The following is an 18735-nucleotide window of genomic DNA, read 5'->3' as shown; positions in this document are numbered from 1 at the left end:
TGCCGAATTGTTCTTATAGATATCAAGGCGGCAGCGCTCCGCGCCGCCGCACGGCGCGGCGTGCCCGCCCACGCCGCGCGGACATCGGGACCGGGCATGCGGCCTGGGGGCCGGTCCCGGCCCGCGCCCGCCCGGCGGAACGGGCAGACCCCGCCGCCCGCCGCACCACCCCGCCCGCCGCAGCCAACCGCACCCGCCGACCGAAGTACGCGCCGCCGCCAAGGCCACCCGAATCAGACGCGACAAGAGCCCCGCCATCATGCGATGACAGGGCTCAAGTTGCCGAAAGATTGGCGCTCAGATTCAGGGGGCGCCGTGCCGTTCTCCCGGCCACAGCACCCAACCAAGATCTTTTAACCCCAGGCCGCGGGACCGGCCATGATCAACTTTCCGCCGCAGTGTCGCCGGCCGAACTCCCTCGCGGTCGCCCTACGGGTGACCTGCGGTCATTCCGCCGGCCACACCGCTCGGTGCTCCCGTCTCCCCGTAGAGCAGAGTTGTCCTACCCCGCGCGAGCCTCCGTGCCCACGTTCCTTTCAACCAAGCCTGTCCGTTGAGGCCCAATACTCCAGCCATTCATGCGCTACACGTGTCATCCGCTTAATCCAGGGAGCCGAATCGTTGCCCGCGATCTCATCCCATAGCCTCACGTTCGCCCGCGCGAAGACCTCTATGCCTTCCTCGGGAGCACTCGACCAGGCAGGCGTCTGCGCGACAACTCTTTCCGCTTCCTCTGCGGTATGGCCCCCGGCCATCAGGCGCAGGATGAGACACGCCGGATCGATCCAACCGGCCCCTCGGGTAGGCCATGCCCAGTCAATGAGCAGGGCTCTGCCATCGGCTATCAGGACATTGACCGGGTTGTAGTCGGTGTGCAGAAGCCGATCACCCCTCAACCATTTCAACTCCTCCGGAGCAGCCACATACGTCCGCCAGCGATGCTCAGCGACCTTCATCGGCAGATTGGGACAGGAGAGTTTCCCGAGCGCCATCATGGTGCCGACAAGCAGGGGAAGATCCGATGATCCGGGCCCGAAGTCGGCGTGGTGGCCGTCGACGGCCTCGAATCCGAGAACATCCCACTCGCCTTCGACCCGCCACAGCAGGCGAGGCGCTAGACCGTGGACGTGCGGGTTGATCATTGCTTCCATGTCTTGGGTCCATCGACGGGGATAGTCTCGGTGCAGCCCTTTGATGAACACCTTGCCCGAGACGGTGTCCAGCAGCGCCGCGACCGCAGAATTGAGCCCTTCCGACACCGTTTGCGACGACCACACCGAGCCTGTGTGCTTCTCGACGGCAGCCCTGGTCTCGTTCGGGAGATCGTCCCAGTGGATGCGCGCAACCGCCATAACTCTCCACTCCTCACGCCGAAGGGCCGCCCCACGCCATCGTAGGGCGGCCCTCACCTCAGCACCTTCTAGTACGGAGCGTCGTCACCGGCAGAGCAGGAACACTTGTTGGAGTCAACAAGCATGTCCAGGTCCGCGATGAACTCGATCTCTGGTTTGTCGACGGGTCTTGCCCCGATTTCGACGGAAACAGCGGTCATCAGGCTTTCACCTCCTCTCTTTCTTGGTGCTGGCAGTAGTTCCGCAGAGGCGATTTCGCCTTGCGGTAGAGGGTGACGAGCGGCATGCAGGTCCCACACGAACCGCTCAGGGTGCAGCCGGTACACCCGCCCTGCCGCAGCAGCAGGGAGTCCGCGATAGCGCCCAGCCGGGTCAGCCCTTCGACGCCCTCGTCCATGAGCGGGATCTGCGGATCACGGCCGATCTTGCAAATGCTGGCCATGCCGTGCGGGTCGACATGGAAGAAGGTGTGGCCCGCATGGCAGCCGGTGAACGGCTTGCGCTTGCGCAGATGCTCCATCGACTGCGTTGGCAGGGTCTCCGGACCGCCGTAGATCGTCGGAGACATGTTCACGAAGGCGTCGTGCGGAATCCCCCACGCGTCAGCCATCGCCTGCATCTGTTCTAGCTCGTCCTTGTTCGTGTTGGTCACGATCAGACTGAGCTTCAGAGGCAGACCGGCCTCACGCGCCGCCGCTAGACCCTTGGTGAACAGCCGGTAGGCACCCCGGCGACGGGTCAGCCCGTCGTAACTCGCCTCAGTCGCGCCGTACATGCTGAGGGTGATGTCGTGCGGCCGATGGGTGGTCAGCAGTTCCAGGATCTTCGGGTTAGCCAGGCGGGAGCCGTTGGACAGGATGGTCAGCATCATGCCGAGTTCGTAGGCCAGGCCGTACACCTCGGGGAAGAGTTTGTCGATCATCGGTTCGCCACCGGTGAGCTGGAGCCATAACACCCCGGCGTCACGCAGGATGTAGAGCAACTTTTCCCGCTCGGGCCAGGACAGTCCCTCGAACTTCTTCAGCCCGAGGTAGCAGTGCTCGCACTCGTAGTTGCAGCCCAGGTTGAGTTCGTACGTCGCCCGGACATACCCGTAAGGAGACTCCGGCCTGATAAGCACCGTTTCGGCGAACGAACTCCCGGAGAGGTCGTACCCCCAGGACGCGGAGACGGCATCGGTGAACCACGAAGGCGACGACGCGGCTTCCGCGAGCTCCCGATACTTACCCTCGGAGATCTTCAAACCTCCAGGACTTCCGGGCCGGAGCACCACGTACTCGCCGAGGAACGGACTCACGATGAGCTTGTGCATGGTGGTCATGTCGCCCTCCAGGTTGTTCACTTGTTGCGGTTGTTAGTCCCGCCGACCGGCGGCCTTCGACGGGGTAGGAATAGGGCCAGGAGCCCCCGGATGACTCCTGGCCAGGTGCGGCGGCGGCAATTGGGGAAGCCGCGCCGCCGCACCAGCTCTATGGGATTAGCCAGCGGCGAGATGGAACCAGACCGCCCGGCCAATATCCGGGTCGTAGTCGGTGCCCCATCCGCTAGACAGGGAGTTCACCCAGGTCAGACCCCGTCCGCTGAGGCCGTCATCGGCTGGCCGCATCGCAGGAACGTTGAACACCGACCCTCCATCGATCACTTCGATGAGGAGCAGATCGTCGCGCAGTCCCACACGGACTGTGATCACTTCATCGGGACCCGCGTCACTGTGGAGGATCGCGTTGGTGACGACCTCACTCACTAGCAGCTCCACCGTCTCTAAGACCTCCGTTGAGGCGTGAGCACTCAGTACGCCCACCACCCACTTGCGCGCCCGCCCGGCCGACTGCGGAACTCCGTAGAAACTCCGCTGACCCAGAACCCGCAGGCCAGCCCAGCGCTTGACCATCGCCTCGAACGCCGCGTAGACGCTTTCCCTGGTCACTCTGCAGCTACCTTGCGAATGGTCGGCGCCGCGTCCTCACTGAGGGCGGCAATCCACTGATTGCGGCCCCGCCCCCACGAGTAGACCCACCTGCCGCCACGGAGCAGGGCGAGCACCCGCACCGGTCCCGCCGCGCGCGACACCACTAGGCACGGCTCTTGGGACGGCGCGAGTTCTACCCGCACCCCGACGCCCAGCCAGCGCAGATCCCACGCCAGCCGCACCAGGTGAAGGTATTGCTGCTGTGGATAAGTTCCTTCTGCAAGCGGGACAGCTCTAGAGTTGTCCATGGGTCGCACCTCCAGTGTGCGGTCAAGGACCCGTCCAGTGCGCAATCACTGAGGCGGGTCCGCTCTTATATGAGCTTGGATGCGAGCGAGAGCTACGCCATGCCTCTAGTGCAGACAGGAGCGTCGCGACTCTTGAGCGCAAGCCGTAGCCCCTGCTGTACAGAGCGGAGAAGCACTCATGGGGCGATCATCGCTGCGGGCATTGGCCCTAGTTAATGCCGTAGCACTGGCAGCACTGGGATTATTCTTCTCACGAATATCCGTGCGGTAGCACTTCCGCGCCTAACCTAACGTTATGAGACAGGACCAAGGCCGTCCCTCGCTTCAGTTCTGGTCCACGCCCGCCGTAGCAGCCGCTCTCGCGGAGTGCGACATCCCCGCCGTCCTCGCTGAGGTACAGCGGGCCAACGGATGGACGCAGGGCCAACTAGCCGAGGCGGTCGGCTACTCCCAGAGCTGGGTTTCTAAAGTGCTGCGGAATCGTCAGCCGCTCACGGTGGACCAGGTCCGGGAAATATCAGTCCGAATCGGACTTCCGCTTCATTTGCTCCGATTCGGTGCCCGAGGGGATGACGATCCAACGAAACGCAGAGAATTCGGTAAGGCGGTAGCTTTCACGGCTCTCGCAGCCCTACCCCTGCCTAAGCGTGCGGAGGTAGACGAAACCACCGCACCTACTTTGACCAACATCACCGGCGCTCAACGACGCCTAGAGGCAACGACGCCCGCTAATGAGCTAGCCCGAGGAGCCGTAGCCCATGTGAATCTGGCGAACCGTGTCCTCGGACGCGCTACCCAGTCCGACTTCGCCAATGACATCCGTGCAGTGATGAGCGAAGCCGCTGGCTTCGCCGCATGGCTTCATGCCGACATGCACGACATCGGCACCTCGCGCACCTACTACCGTTTGGCGATCGACAGCGCCCGTCAGGCCGAACACTCCCTGTTGGCGGCTTACATGATCGGCAGTCTGGCCGCCTTCGAGATCGACGCCGATGATCCCATGTTGGCGCTAGACCTACTCGCCCAAGCGCGGAGGGAACTAGGTGAACAGCCACCGGCAACCGCACGAGCATGGCTGTGCAGCATTGAGGCACTCGGCCACGCGACCGCCTATGACGCCCCCGCCGCTGTAGCCGCATTACGAGAGGCTGAATCCGCAGTAATTGCTAGCGAACGAGCAGCAGCACCACCATGGCCTTGGGTCTTCCCGTTCGATGATGCGAAGCTCGCGGGCTATCGCGCACTGGTTATGGTGCGACTCGGCCGCGCAGACGAAGCCGTGGCCGCGTTCGCTGAGTCGTTGTCATCGGTCCAACCAGCCATCAAGCAACGTGGAGTGCTCATGACTGAGATCGCCACTGCCAAGGCCATGTCCGGGGACTATGACGAGGCTTTTCACCTGGTGTCAAACGCCCTGACGGTAGGGATCACCTACGGCTCAGAGCGGATCATCCAACGTGCTAGACGGTTCCGCCGAACCTATGGCGGTCCAATGACAAGCAGCGCCCGCGCGTTCGACGAACGTCTTCGCGCGACTCTCCTTTAGAAAGAAGGCCATGATCCGTATCGCCGTCTCCGGACACCGGGGCCTTTCCGCCGCGACCGCTACCCTGATCGACGATGCTATTCGCTCACGGCTTGCCGAGCATGCCCCTACGCTCACGGGTCTGTCATGTCTCGCGGACGGAGCGGATCAGATTTTCGCCCGAGCCGTCATTGACCTAGGCGGAGTGCTGGAGGTCGTAACCCCCGCCAGGCGGTACCGAGAAGGATTACCCGCCGAGGCGCATCAGGAGTACGACGCGTTACTCGTCAGAGCCGAGCAGGTTCACGCGATGGATTTCATCGAATCCACATCTGAGTCACACATGGTGGCCAGCCGTTTCATGCTTGATCACGCTGACGAACTACTCGCCGTCTGGGACGGCAAGCCTGCCAGGGGATACGGCGGAACGGCAGATGTCGTAGGTGAAGCCAGAGAGCGAGGGCTAAAGGTTCATGTCATCTGGCCTAAAGGTGCTCAGCGCTAACGGCTACGTCTGCTCGGGCTACACGGCCCGCTCGGCGTGCCGATTCGCGTGGCGCGTGCGGGTAGGTGCCCCCGCCGCCCAATTGTCCGGGGCTCCCGGAACCCGTCAAGCACGGCTGTACCGGTAGGGCAACCAGCTTGACCGGAAGGTCACCGGGCAAGGTACACACGAAGCCGAACTTGACGGAACCCGGTCGCAGTCCCGGTGTCGGCAGCTATGGGGGCGGGGGGATGTGGGGCGTTCGCGTATGGTGCACGGTCAGGCAACGCCGCCACAACCGGCCCGCTCCCGGAGAGCGGAGCAATAGCAGACGGGGTAAGTGTGCGGGTGATCGCGTGGCAAGACCTAAGGCCCTTGACCTGTGGAGACTTCATTAAGAAGTGTCACAATCCTGCATCGGGCTTGCCCGCGCCGTTCGGGCCGAGCAGGGAGAAGATCGTCCCTCGGGGACGGTCAGGTCGACGCCGTCGAGCACGACCTTGTCGCCGTAGGACTTGCGCAGCCCGTTCGCCGCGATGGCCAGATTCCTCATGCTGGTGCTCCTCGGAGGCTGTGGTCAGAGGTTGTGGATCAGAGGCTGCGGGCGGTGATGTCGCCGTAGGCGGTGGTCGCGTGGATGGTGAGCTGGGCGGCGGTGCCTTCGGTGTTGTTGAGGGCGTTGTGGATGCGGCCGTAGGAGGTGCCGGCGTCGAGGGTGGCGGAGACGCCGGGGGCGGTGTCGATCGAGATGTTGCCGGCTTCGGTGCGCAGGGTGAGGGTGCCGCGGACGGCCTGGGTGATGCGGATGTCGCCCTTGGCGGTGGTGATGTCGGCGGGGCCGGTGAGGCGGCCGACGGTGATGTCGCCGGCGAGGGTGGTGAGGTGGGCGGCGGTGGTCTCGTCGAGCTTGATCGGGCCGTGGGCGGTCTCGACGGTGACGTCGCCGAGGCGTCCGACGGCGCGGAGGTCGGCGCTGGCGGCCTTGGTCTGGAGGTGGGAGTCGGCGGGCAGTTGGATCGTCACCTCGAGGGATCCGGAGGGGCCGAGGAGCTGGTTGGTGGCGGTGGTCTTGATCCGCAGGGTGCCGTCGCGGTATTCGGTGGTGGTCTGCTCGGCGGCCTTCACGTCGCGGGGCTTGGTGGGGTCGGCGGGGAGGATCTCGACGGTGGTGTCGGTGCGGTCGGCGGCGATGAGGCGGATGTGTCCGGCGGGGATGTCCAGGATGGCGGAGATCGGGGTGGGGGTGTCGAACTTCTGCATGGTGGGCTCCGTGCGCTCGTTGTTTCTGATGTCGGAAACGCTACGTTGCCTTCACTTATCCCGCAACGGCAACGTTGCAGATAATCAGCATCAATGCAGGTAGAAGCCACAGAATCGTTGCGATGACTATGAACATAACGCAACACTAACCCCTTTGCTCGTTGCGCTGAATTGAGAGTGAACGCTATCGCGGAGGAACCCGAGGAATGCGGAGGCGAACGCGATGCCGACAGGCAGGCGCACGGACGCGACGCCGAGGCGGTGCGTGAGTACGAGGCGGTGTTCGCCACCGTCTTCATGGCTTCGGGCCTGCCCAAGATGACGTCCCGGGCGCTGGCCTGCCCCTACCCCACCGACACCGGCAGCCTCACCGTGCCCGGACTCGTCCAGCGCCTCCAGGTCAGCCCGGCGTCCATCTCCAAAGCGGTCACGTTCCTGGAGAGCCAGGGCCTCATCCGCCGCGAACGCGACGAACGCCGCCGCGAGCGCTACGTCGTCGACGGACTCTGGTGCCAGGCGGTGATCGCCGGCGCCTGTGCCACCGCCCATCTCGGCGAGACCGTATGGCAGGGCGTCGCTGTCCTCGACCCCGAGACCCCGGCCGCCGCCCGCCTGGAGAACATCCGCCCGCTTCGCGGTGGTCGCCGGGTGGATCCCGGAGGAGCAGGTCCGGCGGACGGAGGCCGAGAGCAGGCTCCGCCGGATGCCGCCGGTCCGTGAGCGTGAGCTCGACCGGGATCAGCTGGCGTCCGTCATGCAGGAATTCGGTGACGCGGTCCGAATTCTCGCCCAGGCGGATCCACTGCGGAAGGGGAAGATCTACGCAGATCTGGGTTTGCGGCTCGTCTATCACCCGAGAAACCGAAAAGTCCTGGTCACCACTGGTGGTGACCAGGACTTCATAGGCCGAGGGTTTGTGTCCGGGGGGGACCACAGCCCTTCGCCCATCTCCTGGGCTCCCAGACGGACCCCTGGCTGGACGTCGAATGACTAGACCAGGCGCGGAACACCAAGTTCTAGATCACTTGCACCTTGTTGCAGGTAGGCATGGCGAGATAACAGGTCAGAAGCGATCGGACTGTGACGATAGCTTCACCTTTTCTGGAGATCTTCGGTATAGCTCTGATTTCACCTCGGATGCAGCGTAGAACTGATCGTGCTGAAGGAAGGGGGGTCTGCAGTGTCTGACAGAAGTCCTATCGAGTGGACTGAGGCAACTTGGAACCCTACGACCGGTTGTGACCAGATTTCAACAGGCTGTGATAACTGCTATGCGCTCACTCTCGCTCGCCGGCTCAAGGCGATGGGGGCTCAGAAGTACCAGAACGACGGTGACCCTCGCACCTCGGGTCCTGGCTTTGGAATCACCCTTCACCCCGATGCTTTAGAGGTACCCCGTCGCTGGAAACAGCCTCGTCTCATCTTCGTCAACTCCATGAGTGACCTGTTCCACGCCCGAGTCCCTATGGACTTCGTCCGGCAGGTCTTCGAGGTGATGGCCGGCACTCCGCAGCACACATACCAGCTGCTGACCAAACGGGCCCATCGTGCTCTGCTGCTCGCCGACAAGATCGACTGGCCCGCCAACGTCTGGATGGGAACCTCAGTCGAGAACATCGACACCATGCACCGGATCGACGATCTACGCCGCATACCAGCAGCTCTACGCTTCTTGTCCTGCGAGCCGCTGCTGGGCCCGTTACCTGGCCTGGATCTAGTGGGAATCGACTGGGTGATTGTTGGCGGTGAAAGCGGCCCAAACCATCGCCTTCTCAACCCGTCCTGGGTGCGTGAAGTTCGGGATACGTGCCAGCAGGCAGGTGTGCCCTTCTTCTTCAAGCAGTGGGGTGGACGTACACCGAAGTCGGGAGGGAGGGCTCTGGACGAGCGCACGTGGGATGAGATTCCTGCGACAGTTGTTGCTGCGGCAAGATAACAAGGGATAGACGTCCTGCGTCTTCAGAGGTACGACAATAATGTGCCAGACAAGACGCTATGGATCTGTGATCCTCACACCGTTGCCAAGCACCAAATCCTTCGCCACTACCTTGACGCTTGGTTTCCGATCCTCGCGCAGGCCCGGAAGTCTCCCATAACCTACGTTGAGGCGTTCGCTGGTCCCGGCATCTACGAGAAGGGAGAGCCAGGCTCTCCTGTAGTGGCTACCGAAGCATTCCTCCGACAACGTCGGTTCTTCACCCCAGGGCGTCGTGTCAACCTCATTTTGATCGAGGAGCGGCGGGACAGGATGGAGCGCCTGTGCTTGGAGATGGCCCAAACGCTCTCCAGACGCGGAGGCCAGCCTGGCGGCATGCATATCGAGTACCACAACGCCGGCTACGAGAGCGTACTGTTCCCAGCGATGACCAGGCTGAACGTTACTCAAGGGCCGATCTTTGCATTTCTTGACAGCTTCGGTGGTCCCGACATCCCCCTGGATGTGGCTCGTCGGATCGCTGCGGTTCCTTCCAGTGAGGTTCTACTCACATTCGGCACTCGTTTCCTCATACAGTTCGGCAAGGTCAGTCTTCACCAAGAGAGCGGTGATCTTGCCTTCGGAGGTCAGTCGTGGCGTGAAGTTCACCAGCAGCCATCACATGCTAAGAAGGCTTTCCTGGTGAGCGAGTACCGGCGTTCCCTGAAGGCTGCAGGCTTCAAATTCGTAATCTCGTTCGAAATGCTTGATGAGCAAGGGCATGACCTTCACCTGGTCTTCGGGACGAGCAGCCTCAAAGGACTGGAGAAGATGAAGGAGGCCATGTGGCAGGTCGATCCGGTTCGGGGAGTCAGCTACCGTGACCCCCGAGATCCTGATCAGCTCGCCTTCGAGTTCGGAGAACATGCGAGTCTTGCTCCACTGCGGCGGGCTCTGCTTGCCGAACTCAGTTCCAGAGACCACACACTGGCCAATCTGAGGGAATACACGCTTTTAGAAACCGTCTACCGGCCTCCGCATGCCACTGCAGTGGTGCGCCAGCTCCTCAAGGATGGGAGCATCGAGCGCGATCCTATCCAAGGTCAACTATCTGAAAAGACCTTGATCCGGGTTGCGGTGCCGCGGCCGCTAGCGCCCGTACAAGATCGATTATTTTGAAACCGATATCGGCTTATGAGCCCATGAACAACCTGAAGTGTCCTGGGTTATGTACCCTCGGGGTTCTGTGAGTCGGCCGGTTGGTCGGTCACATGCTCGGCATAATAGCGAGCCTCGGCTTCGGCGGTGGGACTCGGCCGAGGCGGTGCATGAGGCGCTGCTGGTTTTACCAGCTGACGTAATCGGCAGTGATCAGTTGGACGTCGCCGAGGGCTGCGGAGCGGGCCGCGTCGGCGCGGATGCACTCGTTCCTGTACAGCCCGATCGTGGTCTCGGTCAGGACGCTATCGAACGCGTCCCCGACAGAGCCGATCTAGAGCCGCAGCCCGGACAGCGACAGCGTCTCGCCGAAGCTCACCAACGTGTATAGCGAGCCTGTGACCGAGCGATGAATGGCGCCATCGGTCGGATAGCCGCCGCGGTGGTCGAGCACCAAACGAACCGCCTTGGCCCGGGTCCCGGGTTGTACATGCTCGGCATGAGACACAACCTTTCCAAGAAGTTTCAAGCAGGAGGTGTGCATCAATCTCGGGATGGTTCAAAGTTCCTCTGCAGGCGTCGAGGATATGCGTGGGTGCGTTCCTCAGCTCTAAGGGGCGACCACAACCCTTCGCCCATCTCCTGGGCTCCCAGACAAACCCCTGGCTGGACGTTGACTGACGTGTTCCACCCATTTCATAGACCATCCCCGTGGACACGGGGCCGACCTCGCCCGTCTAGGCGGGGACGAGTTCATGGTGGGACCATCCCCGCGCGGGGATGGTCCGGCGTCGCCTACTTGCTCGACCTGAACGGCTTCGTCGGCCCCGCACCGGCGGGGATGATCCCCGGACTTGCTACACCGAGCCGATCGGCGTCACCTCGGCCCCGCGCCTGCGGGGATGGTCCCTACGCGCCGAGGGGTGGACGTATGAGCGGATCGTTGACCCTCCATCCGGGGATGGTCTCGATGACCGGTCCCCGGCCGGCCGTGAGCCGCTGTTCACGAGATCAAGGCCCGCGAGTTCGTCGTCCTTCTCACGCCCGTGGGGGTGAGCCGCGTAGCGGAAGGCGAAGATCTACGCAGATCTGGGTTTGTGGCTCGTCTATCACCCGAGAAACCGAAAAGTCCTGGTCACCAGTGGTGGTGACCAGGACCTCATAGGCCAAAGGTTTGTGTCCGAGGGGGGACTTGAGCTCCCGGGATCATGGGGGCATTGGGGTACATGTGCGGGCATCCGCACCCGTCTTGAGCTGCCCGATCGCCTTTTCCTGATCTTCGTGGGGACATGCGGAGACATTCGGGAACACGGGCGGCGGTATCGGCCGAAGTATCACGCGGGGGATCAGACGCGGGCGCCTCCTGGAGCAGGTTGAGGCACCTGCAACCCGCGACAAGGCGAGGACGGCAAGGCGATGATGAGGACGGACATCGTGGGTTCCTGGTCCGAGGTGACCAGGTCGATGTGGTGGTCCTCGTTGAAGTCCTCGATGCCGACGTAGTCGGCCTGACCGCCGGTGCGGTAGCGGACCGCGGGCTCGAAGCCGCCGCCGGGCTTGCCGAGGAAGACCGACACCGAGAAGCCAAGGAGGAAGTTGCTGACCGCGACCGTTGAGGCGCCCGCCATGGCAAGGCAGGCGGCAACGGCCGAGACGGACCTGGAAGGTGACATCCGTCCTCCCTCAATTTGCCCCGGGCACGGCCTAGACTCTCCCGCCCGGCCCGTCGAGCATCAGGTACGGTCTCCGGTTCCAGGGATGATCAGGCCGGTCTCGTATGCGATGACCACGGCCTGTGCGCGGCTGGACAGCTTGAGCTTGGTCATGAGGCGGCCCAGATGGGATTTGACGGTGGCCTGGGCGATGTTCAGGCGGGTGGCGATCTGCTGGTTGGCCAGGCCCTGGCCGACCAGGTGGAGCACGGCGGTTTCCTGGCTGGTGAGCTGGGCGAGCTCTTCGGGCCGGCGCCGGTTGGGTTCGGGCGCGGTGACGAAGTGGTGGACCAGGCGTCGGGTGACGCTGGGCGCCAGCAGCACCTCGCCGCGGGCGACCGTGGCGATCGCGGCCAGCATCTGGTCGGCGGGGGTGTCCTTGAGCAGGAATCCCGAGGCGCCGGCGCGCAGGGCGGCGAAGACGTGTTCGTCCAGGTCGAAGGTGGTCAGGATGAGGATCTTCGGGGCCGGGCCGGCGGCGTGGGCGAGGATGTGGCGGGTGGCGGCGACGCCGTCCAGGTTGGGCATGCGGATGTCCATCAAGATGACATCCGGGGCGGTCGCCTCGGCCTGGGCGATGGCTTCGTGGCCGTCGGCGGCCTCGCCGACGACCGCGAGACCGGCATCGGTGCGGAGGAGGGCGACCAGGCCCGCGCGGACCAGGGCCTGGTCGTCGACGACCAGGACGCGGACGGTCCCGCGATCGGTGCCGGGGCCGGTCATCGGGGCGCCCCCGGTCGCGGTGCGCTCTGCCGCGGGTGGGCCGTGGCGAGGACGGGCTCGGCGAGTGGGGAGGCGGGCAGGTGTGCGGTCACGGTGAAGCCGCCGTCCTCGCGTGGGCCGGCGGTGAGGGTGCCGCCGTAGAGGGTGGCTCGTTCGCGCATGCCGATCAGCCCGTGCCCGTCGGCGCTGTGTCCGGTGGTGGCCGGGCCGTCGTTGCCGACCTGCAGCGTGACCGCGGTGGGGTGGTAGGTCAGGGTAAGGGTCACGTCGGCGTGTGGGGCGTGTTTGAGCACGTTGGTCAGTGATTCCTGAGTGATGCGGTACAGGCACCGGTCCACGCCGGGGGGCAGCGGGCGTACCTGACCGGAGGTTTCCCGCCGGATCGACAGGCCCGACAGGCGGGAGCGTTCCAGCAGCGTGTCCAGCTGGACCAGCCCCGGCTGCGGGGCGTAGGAGTCCTCGCCGGTGTCGGACGTGAGGCGCAGGACCGACAGCATGTTCCGGAGTTCGGCCAGCGCCTCGCGGGTGGTGGCGGCGATCGCGGTGAATGCTTCGCGTGCGGTGTCGGGCTCGGTGTCGATCAGGCGGCCGCCGGCACCGGACTGGATCGAGACGACCGACAGGTGATGGGCGACCACGTCGTGCAGTTCCCTGGCGATGCGCACGCGTTCTTCGGCGACCGCTCGCAGGGCTTTCTCCTCGCGTTCGATCTCCAGGTGGCGGGCGTGCTCGATCAGGTCCTGGTGGCGCAGGCGGCGGCTGCGCACCCCTTCCCCGATGGCCCAGGCCGCGCCGAGCTGAAGCGCGTTCTCGACCAGGCTTTTGACGATCGCGAAGGTCAGCCCGGACCTGATGAGGTCGGGAACGAGGAAGCTCGCCATCAACACCAGGGCCAGGACGCCGTCGCGGTAGCCCTCCCGGCGGTAGGCCGCGACGGTGTAGAGGCTGACCAGCACCGGCGGGGCCTGGAATCCGTTGGGGTAGCCGGCCAGGCCGCAGCCGATCAGGCCCGCCGTGATCACCGCAAGGGCGGAGATGGGGTGGCGCCTGCGCAGCACCAGCGGCGCGCTGGTGAGCACCGCCAGCAGGTACGCCAGCACGACCGGGTTATGGGCGGACAAGGCGGCCTGCGTCACCGCCAGCGCGGTCAACACACCGGCCAGCACGCTGTCGGCGACCATCACCGGCAAACCGCGCCACCAGCGGCCCCATCGTCGCACCACGTTCATGAGACGAAGGTAGCCGCCAGCATGACCCGCTTTGTCCTCCTTTGGGAGGAGTCGCCGTTAGGGCAGCGGTCGCAGGAAAGCGGGCGGTTGGTGTGCCGGTGGCAAGGCCCGGATCGGCTTTCCGCACGATGCCCAGGGGCTGCTCACGCCCCTAGCGTTGGACACAGCCGGTGACCAATGATCAACAGGGGGACACCCCTGAATCCGGACACATCACTGCCGGAGCGTCGGAAGCCGACGCGCGCCGGATCCGCTGGAAACAACCTCTTCACCAAGGAATGACGCATGCTCCTCATCAAGCGTGGAACGGCCGCCGCGGTAGCGCTCACGGCCGGAATCGGATTGGGCGCCGCCGGACCGGCGCAGGCGGCCACACCACTGGACCGCTTCCACCATCAGACGATCACCTGGCGCGCCTGCGCGACCGGCCCCGGCGATCAGATGGGCGAGCAGCTGGACGCCGCCGGTGCTCAATGCGCCACCCTCCTGGTCCCGATGGACTACCGCAGGCCGCAGGGGCGGACCCTCTCCATCGCGCTCTCCCGGATCAAGGCCACCGATGCCTCGCGGCGCCGCGGCGTCCTGCTGCTCAACCCCGGCGGACCGGGAGGCAGCGGCCTCTCGATGACGCTCCTGGGCAAGGAAATTCCCGAGGTCGCGGCCCGTTACGACCTGGTGGGCATGGACCCCCGATTCGTCGGCCGCAGCACACCGATCAACTGCCGGTGGCAGACCGACACCTTCCTCCGCTCGGCGGGACCCGACCGGCGTACCTTCGACAAGGGCGTGCGCCTCGCCAGAGAACTGGCGGCGGGCTGCGCCAAGGGCAATCTCCAGGCCCTGCCGTACGCCACGACCAGGAACACCGCACGCGACATGGACGTGATCCGGGCCGCGCTCGGCGAGCAGAAGCTGTCCTACCTCGGCTACTCCTACGGCACCTACCTGGGCGCGACCTACCTGCAGATGTTCGGCTCGCGGGCCGACCGGGTCGTGCTCGACAGCGCCGTCGACCCGCAGGTGTACGGTCCGCGCATGTTCTCGCGTGCCGCCCCCGCGATCGACGCCGCGCTACGGCGCTGGGCGTCCTGGGCCGCATCACATGACAAGGAGTACGGGCTGGGCGGCACACGTGACGCGGTCCTGGCGACCGTAGAGAAGATCAACCGGCATCCCGTGAAGATCGGCGGATACCACGTCGATGCCCAGGTCGTGCCGTACTGGCTGTTCGTACGCCTCTACAGCGACCACCCGCAGTCCTATGCCACCCTTGCCGAGGAGGCGCGGGCGCTGGGCCGTGCCGGCGAAACGCCGCCCGCCTCGCTGAAGGAACTCCTCGACGGCCTGTTCACCGGTGCCGGAGAGGCCTCAGACCGGGCCGGCACGGCGATCCTGTGCGGTGACCGGGCCGCCCCCCGCGACCCGGCGACCTACTACCGCGACATCCAGCGGCACCGCACCGCCGAACCACTGTTCGGACCGCTCTCCCGCAACATCACCCCGTGCGCGTTCTGGCCGGTCAAGCCGCTTGAAGCGCCCACCAGGATCGGCAACTCCGTACCGGCGTTGATCGTCGGCGCGGCCGGCGACCCCGCGACGCCCTACCCGGGTCAGCAGGCCATGCACCGGGCGCTGACCGGCTCCCGCATGATCACACTGAACGGCGCCTACCGCCACGGCGCCTACATCGTGGATGGGAACACCTGCGTCGACACCAAGGTGACCCGCTACCTGGTCGACGGTGTCCTGCCCGGCAAGGACGTCACCTGCAGCCGCCCGGCCGCCTGACACGTTCGCCCCGCACCACCCGCGGGCCCGCAGGCGCGACCGGCACCGACCCCGAGGCCACCTGCGGGCCCACGCTCACCGGCCCGCGCACCTCAAGCCCTGCTTCGGCCGGCGAGGAGACGACATGCCTGCCCACATTTCCGGTCGCACCGATCACCAGAATCCTGCTCATGGGGCGACCGTAAAATCTCGAATCAACTTCAGGTCAAACCTAGTGTCCTGAGTCATTGATCCGTTGTTAGTCAGGTCATGGGGCGTCCTGGGCCAAGGCTGGCTGCGCTGATGTTGACGGATTATGAGCGGCAGACGCTACGGCAGTGGCAGAGGGCCTCCTCGACGCCGCAGGCACTCGCCTTGCGGTCACGGATCGTGCTGGCGTGTGCGGAAACGGATGACCACGGGCTGCCCCGCGCGGCCAGCGCGGTGGCTCGGCAGATAGGTGTCACCACCGAGACGGTGTGCAAGTGGCGGGCTCGGTTCGTACGCGACCGGCTGGACGGGCTCGGCGATGCGCCCTGGCCGGGACGGGCGCGCACGGTCGCCGACGAGCAGGTCGCCGTGGTCGTGCGGGCCACGCTGGAGACCAGGCCGAAGAACGCTACGCACTGGTCGACCCGGGCCATGGCCGCCAAGACGGGCCTGTCGCAGTCGACCATCTCGCGGATCTGGCGGGCCTTCGGGCTGCAGTCGCACCGGGCTGAATCCTTCAAGCTGTCGACCGACCCGTTGTTCGTCGACAAGGTCCATGACGTGGCCGGCCTGTATCTGGATCCGCCGGAGCGGGCGCTGGGTTTGTGTGTGGATGAGAAGTCACAGATCCAGGCCCTGAACCGGTCTCAGCCAGCGCTGCCGATGATGCCCGGGGTGCCCGAGCGCCGCAGTCACGACTACGTGCGCTCGGGCACCACCACGCTGTTCGCCGCCCTGGACGCCGCCACCGGCAAGGTGATCGGTCCGCTGCACCGACGGCACCGCACGATTGAGTTCAAGAAGTTCCTGGCCAAGCTTGATCGCGAGGTTCCCGCCGGTCTCCAGGTGCATCTGATCTGCGACAACTGTGAGAATCAAGGTCGTACCGCCTCGGATCAGGCCTGACCTGTGCGACAACTGGCCCCGTGTCCTGCCGTAGATCTGTCGGCCTGATCGGGGCGGTGCTGCATGCGCCGGTCCGGTGGAGTGTGTCCCGATAGGGGCCTTGGCCTAGAAGGCACCGTCACAGTCCTGACCGCCCTCACCGGCCCGGTGCTGGCCATCAGCCCCGGAACGATCAGGAGCCCGACGACCTATGACCAACATGCCCCACCCCGCCCAACCTGGCCACGCCATGGCTGCCGGCTATCGGTCGCTGCTGGGGTGGGCGCGAGGGTTCGGGATGGTGGTCCGCGCTGGTGTGGAGTGCACCGGTTCCTACGGGGCCGCGCTGACCCGGCACCTGCGTCAGGCGGGCATCCAGGTGGTAGAGGTGAACCAGCCGGACAAGGCGGCCCGCCGTCGGCGGGGCAGGACCGATGCGGTCGACGCCGAGGCCGCAGCCAGAGCAGTGTTGTCCGAGCCGGCCACCGCGGTGCCCAAGTCCGGCGATGGGCACGTCGAAGCGATGCGCGTGTTCAAGCTGGCCAGGGACTCGGCCGTTAAGATCGTGTCCTACATGGTGAGTTTGAGATGTCGCTTATGGCAGGTCATGGCTGCAGCGAGGGTGAGAAAGGCCAAGTAGGCGTAGGGGTAACGCTCGTAACGGGGTGACAGGCGCCGGTAGCCGAACAGAGGCAGTCCGGCCGCGTCCGACAGGACGTGCAGCTTGGAACCGGGCTTACCCCGGTCCACGGGCGAAGGACCTGTGTGTTCGCCCCCTTTTTTTGGCGCGCACATGCGCCGAGTCGAGCACCACGTGCGACACATCCAGCAGGCCATCGCCGGCCAACTGGTCCAGGACGGCCTGGTGCAACCGCTCCCACACCCCGGCACACGACCAGATCAAAAACCGGCGATGCACAGTGGACTTCGAGGCTCCGAAACACGGCGGCAGCGCCCGCCAGGAGCATCCGCTGACCAGCACGTAGACGATCGCGGCGAACACCGCCTCATCAGCGACACCGACGATCCCACCGCCCTGCGGGCGCACCCGAGGCGCCGGCAGCAACGGCCGCGCGATCTCCCACAACCCCGCCGGGACGATCCAGTCCCATTGCCCGCCGTCCATGGTGAGTTCAACGACTCACCCACCATGTAGGGCACGCTGTAAGGGAGGGCGACACCAAGCCCGCCAAGCCCCGTGTGGTCGATCTCGACGCCGCCACGGTGGCGTTACTCAAGGCGTACAAGCGCGAGCGGGGCGGGATGGCGCTACAGCTCGCCCGGGACGACGCGCTCGTCTTCGGCGATCAGGAGGGCAACCACCGGCACCCCGAGCGGTTCTCGCGCGGCTTCCAAGGCCAGCTTGGGCGTTGCGAGAGGGCGTTCGAGAAGGTCGGACGGGAGGCCCTGCCGCGCATCCGTGTGCACGACCTCCGCCACACCCACGCCACGATCCTCATCGCGGGTGGCAAGCCACTGAAGATGGTCGCCGAGCGCCTCGGTCACGCCGACCCCGCCATCACCCTCCGGGTCTACGCTCATGTCATACCCGGCAATCAGCGAGAGGCCGCCGACTGGTTCGCGGTCCTGGTCGCGAGTGCGTGATCCCGTGCTCGACCCCATAAGTATCAGCGGAGTATCACGCCTCGTTCCGGAGGCAGAAATAAAGATGCCCCGAGCCTGTGACCTGCACATTCTCAGGGCCTTCATGGTGTCCGAGGGGGGACCACAACCCTTCGCCCATCTCCTGGGCTCCCAGACGGACCCCTGGCTGGACATCGAGTGACGTGTTCCGCCCGTTTCCGTAGACCATCCCCGCGTGCGCGGGGCTGACGCGCAGCTCGTTCACCGCGACTATGAGGAAGAGGGGCCATCCCCGCGCGAGGATGGCCCCGATGACCGGTCCCCCGGCCGGCCATGAGCCGCCGTTCGCGAGGTCAAGGCCCGCGAGTTCGTCGTCTTTCTCACGCCCGCGGGAGTGAGCCGCGTAGCGGAAGGCGAAGATCTACGCAGGTCTGGGCCTGTGGCTGGTCTATCACCCTGGAAAGAGAAAAGTCCTGGTCACTTCGTTAAGTGACCAGGACCCTCAGGACCCCATGGGGATCAGTGCGTGTCCGAGGGGGGACTTGAACCCCCATGCCCCGCAAAGGGCACTAGCACCTCAAGCTAGCGCGTCTGCCTATTCCGCCACCCGGACTTGGTGCCTGCACGCGGGACCGTCATCCCGCGTCGGCGGAATCAGGTTAGCAAACTCTTGAGCTTGCGTCATATCGGTATGGGACCGGGGTCGGGAGG

The 18735-nt window shown here is 65.2% G+C and carries 17 protein-coding genes, 1 tRNA gene and 3 pseudogenes; 9 read left to right on the top strand and 12 right to left on the bottom strand.

Annotated features, from left to right (window positions below; all coding sequences use genetic code 11):
• Positions 1-536: 536 nt before the first annotated feature.
• The 3 genes from J2S55_RS15735 to J2S55_RS15725 all read right to left on the bottom strand — a co-directional run bounded on the left by J2S55_RS15735 (position 537) and on the right by J2S55_RS15725 (position 3279).
• The gene (locus J2S55_RS15735) at positions 537-1352 is read right to left on the bottom strand and encodes a hypothetical protein (protein ID WP_306861220.1); all 816 of its coding nucleotides are present in this window, start codon (positions 1350-1352) and stop codon (positions 537-539) included.
• 199 nt (positions 1353-1551) lie between these two features.
• Positions 1552-2694 carry a radical SAM protein gene (locus tag J2S55_RS15730; protein WP_306861218.1) on the bottom strand — a complete coding sequence of 381 codons (1143 nt, stop codon included), beginning with the start codon at positions 2692-2694 and terminating at the stop codon, positions 1552-1554.
• Between the two features lie 135 nt (positions 2695-2829).
• The gene (locus J2S55_RS15725; protein ID WP_306861216.1) at positions 2830-3279 is read right to left on the bottom strand and encodes an ATP-binding protein; all 450 of its coding nucleotides are present in this window, start codon (positions 3277-3279) and stop codon (positions 2830-2832) included.
• 585 nt (positions 3280-3864) lie between these two features.
• On the opposite strand from J2S55_RS15725, the gene J2S55_RS48720 reads away from it, so the two are divergent.
• Both J2S55_RS48720 and J2S55_RS15710 read left to right on the top strand, forming a co-directional pair.
• The gene (locus tag J2S55_RS48720) at positions 3865-5118 is read left to right on the top strand and encodes a helix-turn-helix domain-containing protein (protein ID WP_503167702.1); all 1254 of its coding nucleotides are present in this window, start codon (positions 3865-3867) and stop codon (positions 5116-5118) included.
• Positions 5119-5128: 10 nt separating this feature from the next.
• Positions 5129-5602: a hypothetical protein gene (locus J2S55_RS15710; protein ID WP_306861214.1), complete on the top strand. Its 474-nt coding sequence runs from the start codon at positions 5129-5131 to the stop codon at positions 5600-5602.
• A 401-nt stretch (positions 5603-6003) separates the two neighbouring features.
• Here the strand turns inward: J2S55_RS15710 and J2S55_RS15705 are convergent.
• Both J2S55_RS15705 and J2S55_RS15700 read right to left on the bottom strand, forming a co-directional pair.
• Positions 6004-6134, bottom strand: a pseudogene (locus J2S55_RS15705) (ABC transporter); the annotation flags it as partial.
• A 38-nt stretch (positions 6135-6172) separates the two neighbouring features.
• Positions 6173-6841 (bottom strand): DUF4097 family beta strand repeat-containing protein, encoded by a 669-nt coding sequence (locus J2S55_RS15700; protein WP_306861212.1) that lies wholly within the window; start codon positions 6839-6841, stop codon positions 6173-6175.
• 177 nt (positions 6842-7018) lie between these two features.
• Here J2S55_RS15700 and J2S55_RS15695 point away from each other — a divergent pair, with 177 nt between their 5' ends.
• The 3 genes from J2S55_RS15695 (at position 7019) to J2S55_RS15685 (ending at position 9935) form a co-directional block, all read left to right on the top strand.
• On the top strand, positions 7019-7561 hold the full coding sequence (locus J2S55_RS15695; protein WP_306861210.1) for a MarR family transcriptional regulator: 543 nt from the start codon (positions 7019-7021) through the stop codon (positions 7559-7561).
• Between the two features lie 436 nt (positions 7562-7997).
• Complete coding sequence (locus tag J2S55_RS15690) at positions 7998-8777, top strand: DUF5131 family protein (RefSeq protein ID WP_306861207.1); 780 nt, start codon at positions 7998-8000, stop codon at positions 8775-8777.
• A gap of 42 nt (positions 8778-8819) precedes the next feature.
• Positions 8820-9935, top strand: coding sequence for a three-Cys-motif partner protein TcmP (locus J2S55_RS15685; protein WP_306861205.1), 1116 nt, complete (start codon positions 8820-8822; stop codon positions 9933-9935).
• 47 nt (positions 9936-9982) lie between these two features.
• On the opposite strand, the pseudogene J2S55_RS15680 reads toward J2S55_RS15685, so the two are convergent.
• From J2S55_RS15680 to J2S55_RS15665, 4 genes and pseudogenes are all read right to left on the bottom strand, one after another.
• Positions 9983-10359 (bottom strand): annotated as a pseudogene (locus tag J2S55_RS15680) (transposase domain-containing protein); the annotation flags it as partial.
• 901 nt (positions 10360-11260) lie between these two features.
• Positions 11261-11587 carry a hypothetical protein gene (locus J2S55_RS15675; RefSeq protein WP_306861203.1) on the bottom strand — a complete coding sequence of 109 codons (327 nt, stop codon included), beginning with the start codon at positions 11585-11587 and terminating at the stop codon, positions 11261-11263.
• A gap of 60 nt (positions 11588-11647) precedes the next feature.
• Entirely contained in the window at positions 11648-12349 is a 702-nt protein-coding gene (locus tag J2S55_RS15670; RefSeq protein WP_306861201.1) for a response regulator, read from the bottom strand.
• Positions 12346-13578, bottom strand: a complete 1233-nt coding sequence (locus J2S55_RS15665; RefSeq protein ID WP_306861199.1) for a sensor histidine kinase — start codon at positions 13576-13578, stop codon at positions 12346-12348. The genes J2S55_RS15670 and J2S55_RS15665 overlap by 4 nt, the downstream gene beginning before the upstream one ends.
• Positions 13579-13863: 285 nt before the next feature.
• Here J2S55_RS15665 and J2S55_RS15660 point away from each other — a divergent pair, with 285 nt between their 5' ends.
• Positions 13864-15366 (top strand): alpha/beta hydrolase, encoded by a 1503-nt coding sequence (locus J2S55_RS15660; RefSeq protein WP_306861197.1) that lies wholly within the window; start codon positions 13864-13866, stop codon positions 15364-15366.
• Here J2S55_RS15660 and J2S55_RS15655 read toward each other — a convergent pair.
• The gene (locus J2S55_RS15655; RefSeq protein ID WP_306861195.1) at positions 15341-15538 is read right to left on the bottom strand and encodes a hypothetical protein; all 198 of its coding nucleotides are present in this window, start codon (positions 15536-15538) and stop codon (positions 15341-15343) included. The two genes, J2S55_RS15660 and J2S55_RS15655, sit on opposite strands and share 26 nt — an antisense overlap.
• 182 nt (positions 15539-15720) lie before the next feature.
• On the opposite strand from J2S55_RS15655, the gene J2S55_RS15650 reads away from it, so the two are divergent.
• Entirely contained in the window at positions 15721-16461 is a 741-nt protein-coding gene (locus J2S55_RS15650; RefSeq protein WP_370879675.1) for an IS630 family transposase, read from the top strand.
• 190 nt (positions 16462-16651) lie between these two features.
• Positions 16652-17080: an IS110 family transposase gene (locus J2S55_RS15645; RefSeq protein WP_306861193.1), complete on the top strand. Its 429-nt coding sequence runs from the start codon at positions 16652-16654 to the stop codon at positions 17078-17080.
• A 96-nt stretch (positions 17081-17176) separates the two neighbouring features.
• Here J2S55_RS15645 and J2S55_RS48320 read toward each other — a convergent pair whose 3' ends face one another.
• The gene (locus tag J2S55_RS48320) at positions 17177-17566 is read right to left on the bottom strand and encodes a transposase (RefSeq protein WP_370879674.1); all 390 of its coding nucleotides are present in this window, start codon (positions 17564-17566) and stop codon (positions 17177-17179) included.
• 62 nt (positions 17567-17628) lie between these two features.
• Here J2S55_RS48320 and J2S55_RS15630 point away from each other — a divergent pair.
• Positions 17629-18045, top strand: a pseudogene (locus J2S55_RS15630) (tyrosine-type recombinase/integrase); the annotation flags it as partial.
• A gap of 506 nt (positions 18046-18551) precedes the next feature.
• Here J2S55_RS15630 and J2S55_RS15625 read toward each other — a convergent pair.
• Positions 18552-18637 (bottom strand) — tRNA-Leu (locus J2S55_RS15625).
• Positions 18638-18735 lie beyond the last annotated feature (98 nt).

The sequence above is a fragment of the Streptosporangium brasiliense genome, assembly GCF_030811595.1.
Classification (GTDB): Bacteria; Actinomycetota; Actinomycetes; order Streptosporangiales; family Streptosporangiaceae; genus Streptosporangium; species Streptosporangium brasiliense.
The sequence above is the reverse complement of the archived record's forward strand: the minus strand, read 5'-3'. Positions and strand labels throughout refer to the sequence as shown.

Coding starts and splice junctions, on each gene's coding strand:
- J2S55_RS48320 (WP_370879674.1), bottom strand. CDS start 17,566: ATGGACGGCGGGCAATGGGACTGGATCGTCCCGGCGGGGTTGTGGGAG.
- J2S55_RS15670 (WP_306861201.1), bottom strand. CDS start 12,349: ATGACCGGCCCCGGCACCGATCGCGGGACCGTCCGCGTCCTGGTCGTC.
- J2S55_RS15735 (WP_306861220.1), bottom strand. CDS start 1,352: ATGGCGGTTGCGCGCATCCACTGGGACGATCTCCCGAACGAGACCAGG.
- J2S55_RS15655 (WP_306861195.1), bottom strand. CDS start 15,538: ATGAGCAGGATTCTGGTGATCGGTGCGACCGGAAATGTGGGCAGGCAT.
- J2S55_RS15710 (WP_306861214.1), top strand. CDS start 5,129: ATGATCCGTATCGCCGTCTCCGGACACCGGGGCCTTTCCGCCGCGACC.
- J2S55_RS15645 (WP_306861193.1), top strand. CDS start 16,652: ATGACCAACATGCCCCACCCCGCCCAACCTGGCCACGCCATGGCTGCC.
- J2S55_RS15665 (WP_306861199.1), bottom strand. CDS start 13,578: ATGAACGTGGTGCGACGATGGGGCCGCTGGTGGCGCGGTTTGCCGGTG.
- J2S55_RS15675 (WP_306861203.1), bottom strand. CDS start 11,587: ATGTCACCTTCCAGGTCCGTCTCGGCCGTTGCCGCCTGCCTTGCCATG.
- J2S55_RS48720 (WP_503167702.1), top strand. CDS start 3,865: ATGAGACAGGACCAAGGCCGTCCCTCGCTTCAGTTCTGGTCCACGCCC.
- J2S55_RS15660 (WP_306861197.1), top strand. CDS start 13,864: ATGCTCCTCATCAAGCGTGGAACGGCCGCCGCGGTAGCGCTCACGGCC.
- J2S55_RS15700 (WP_306861212.1), bottom strand. CDS start 6,841: ATGCAGAAGTTCGACACCCCCACCCCGATCTCCGCCATCCTGGACATC.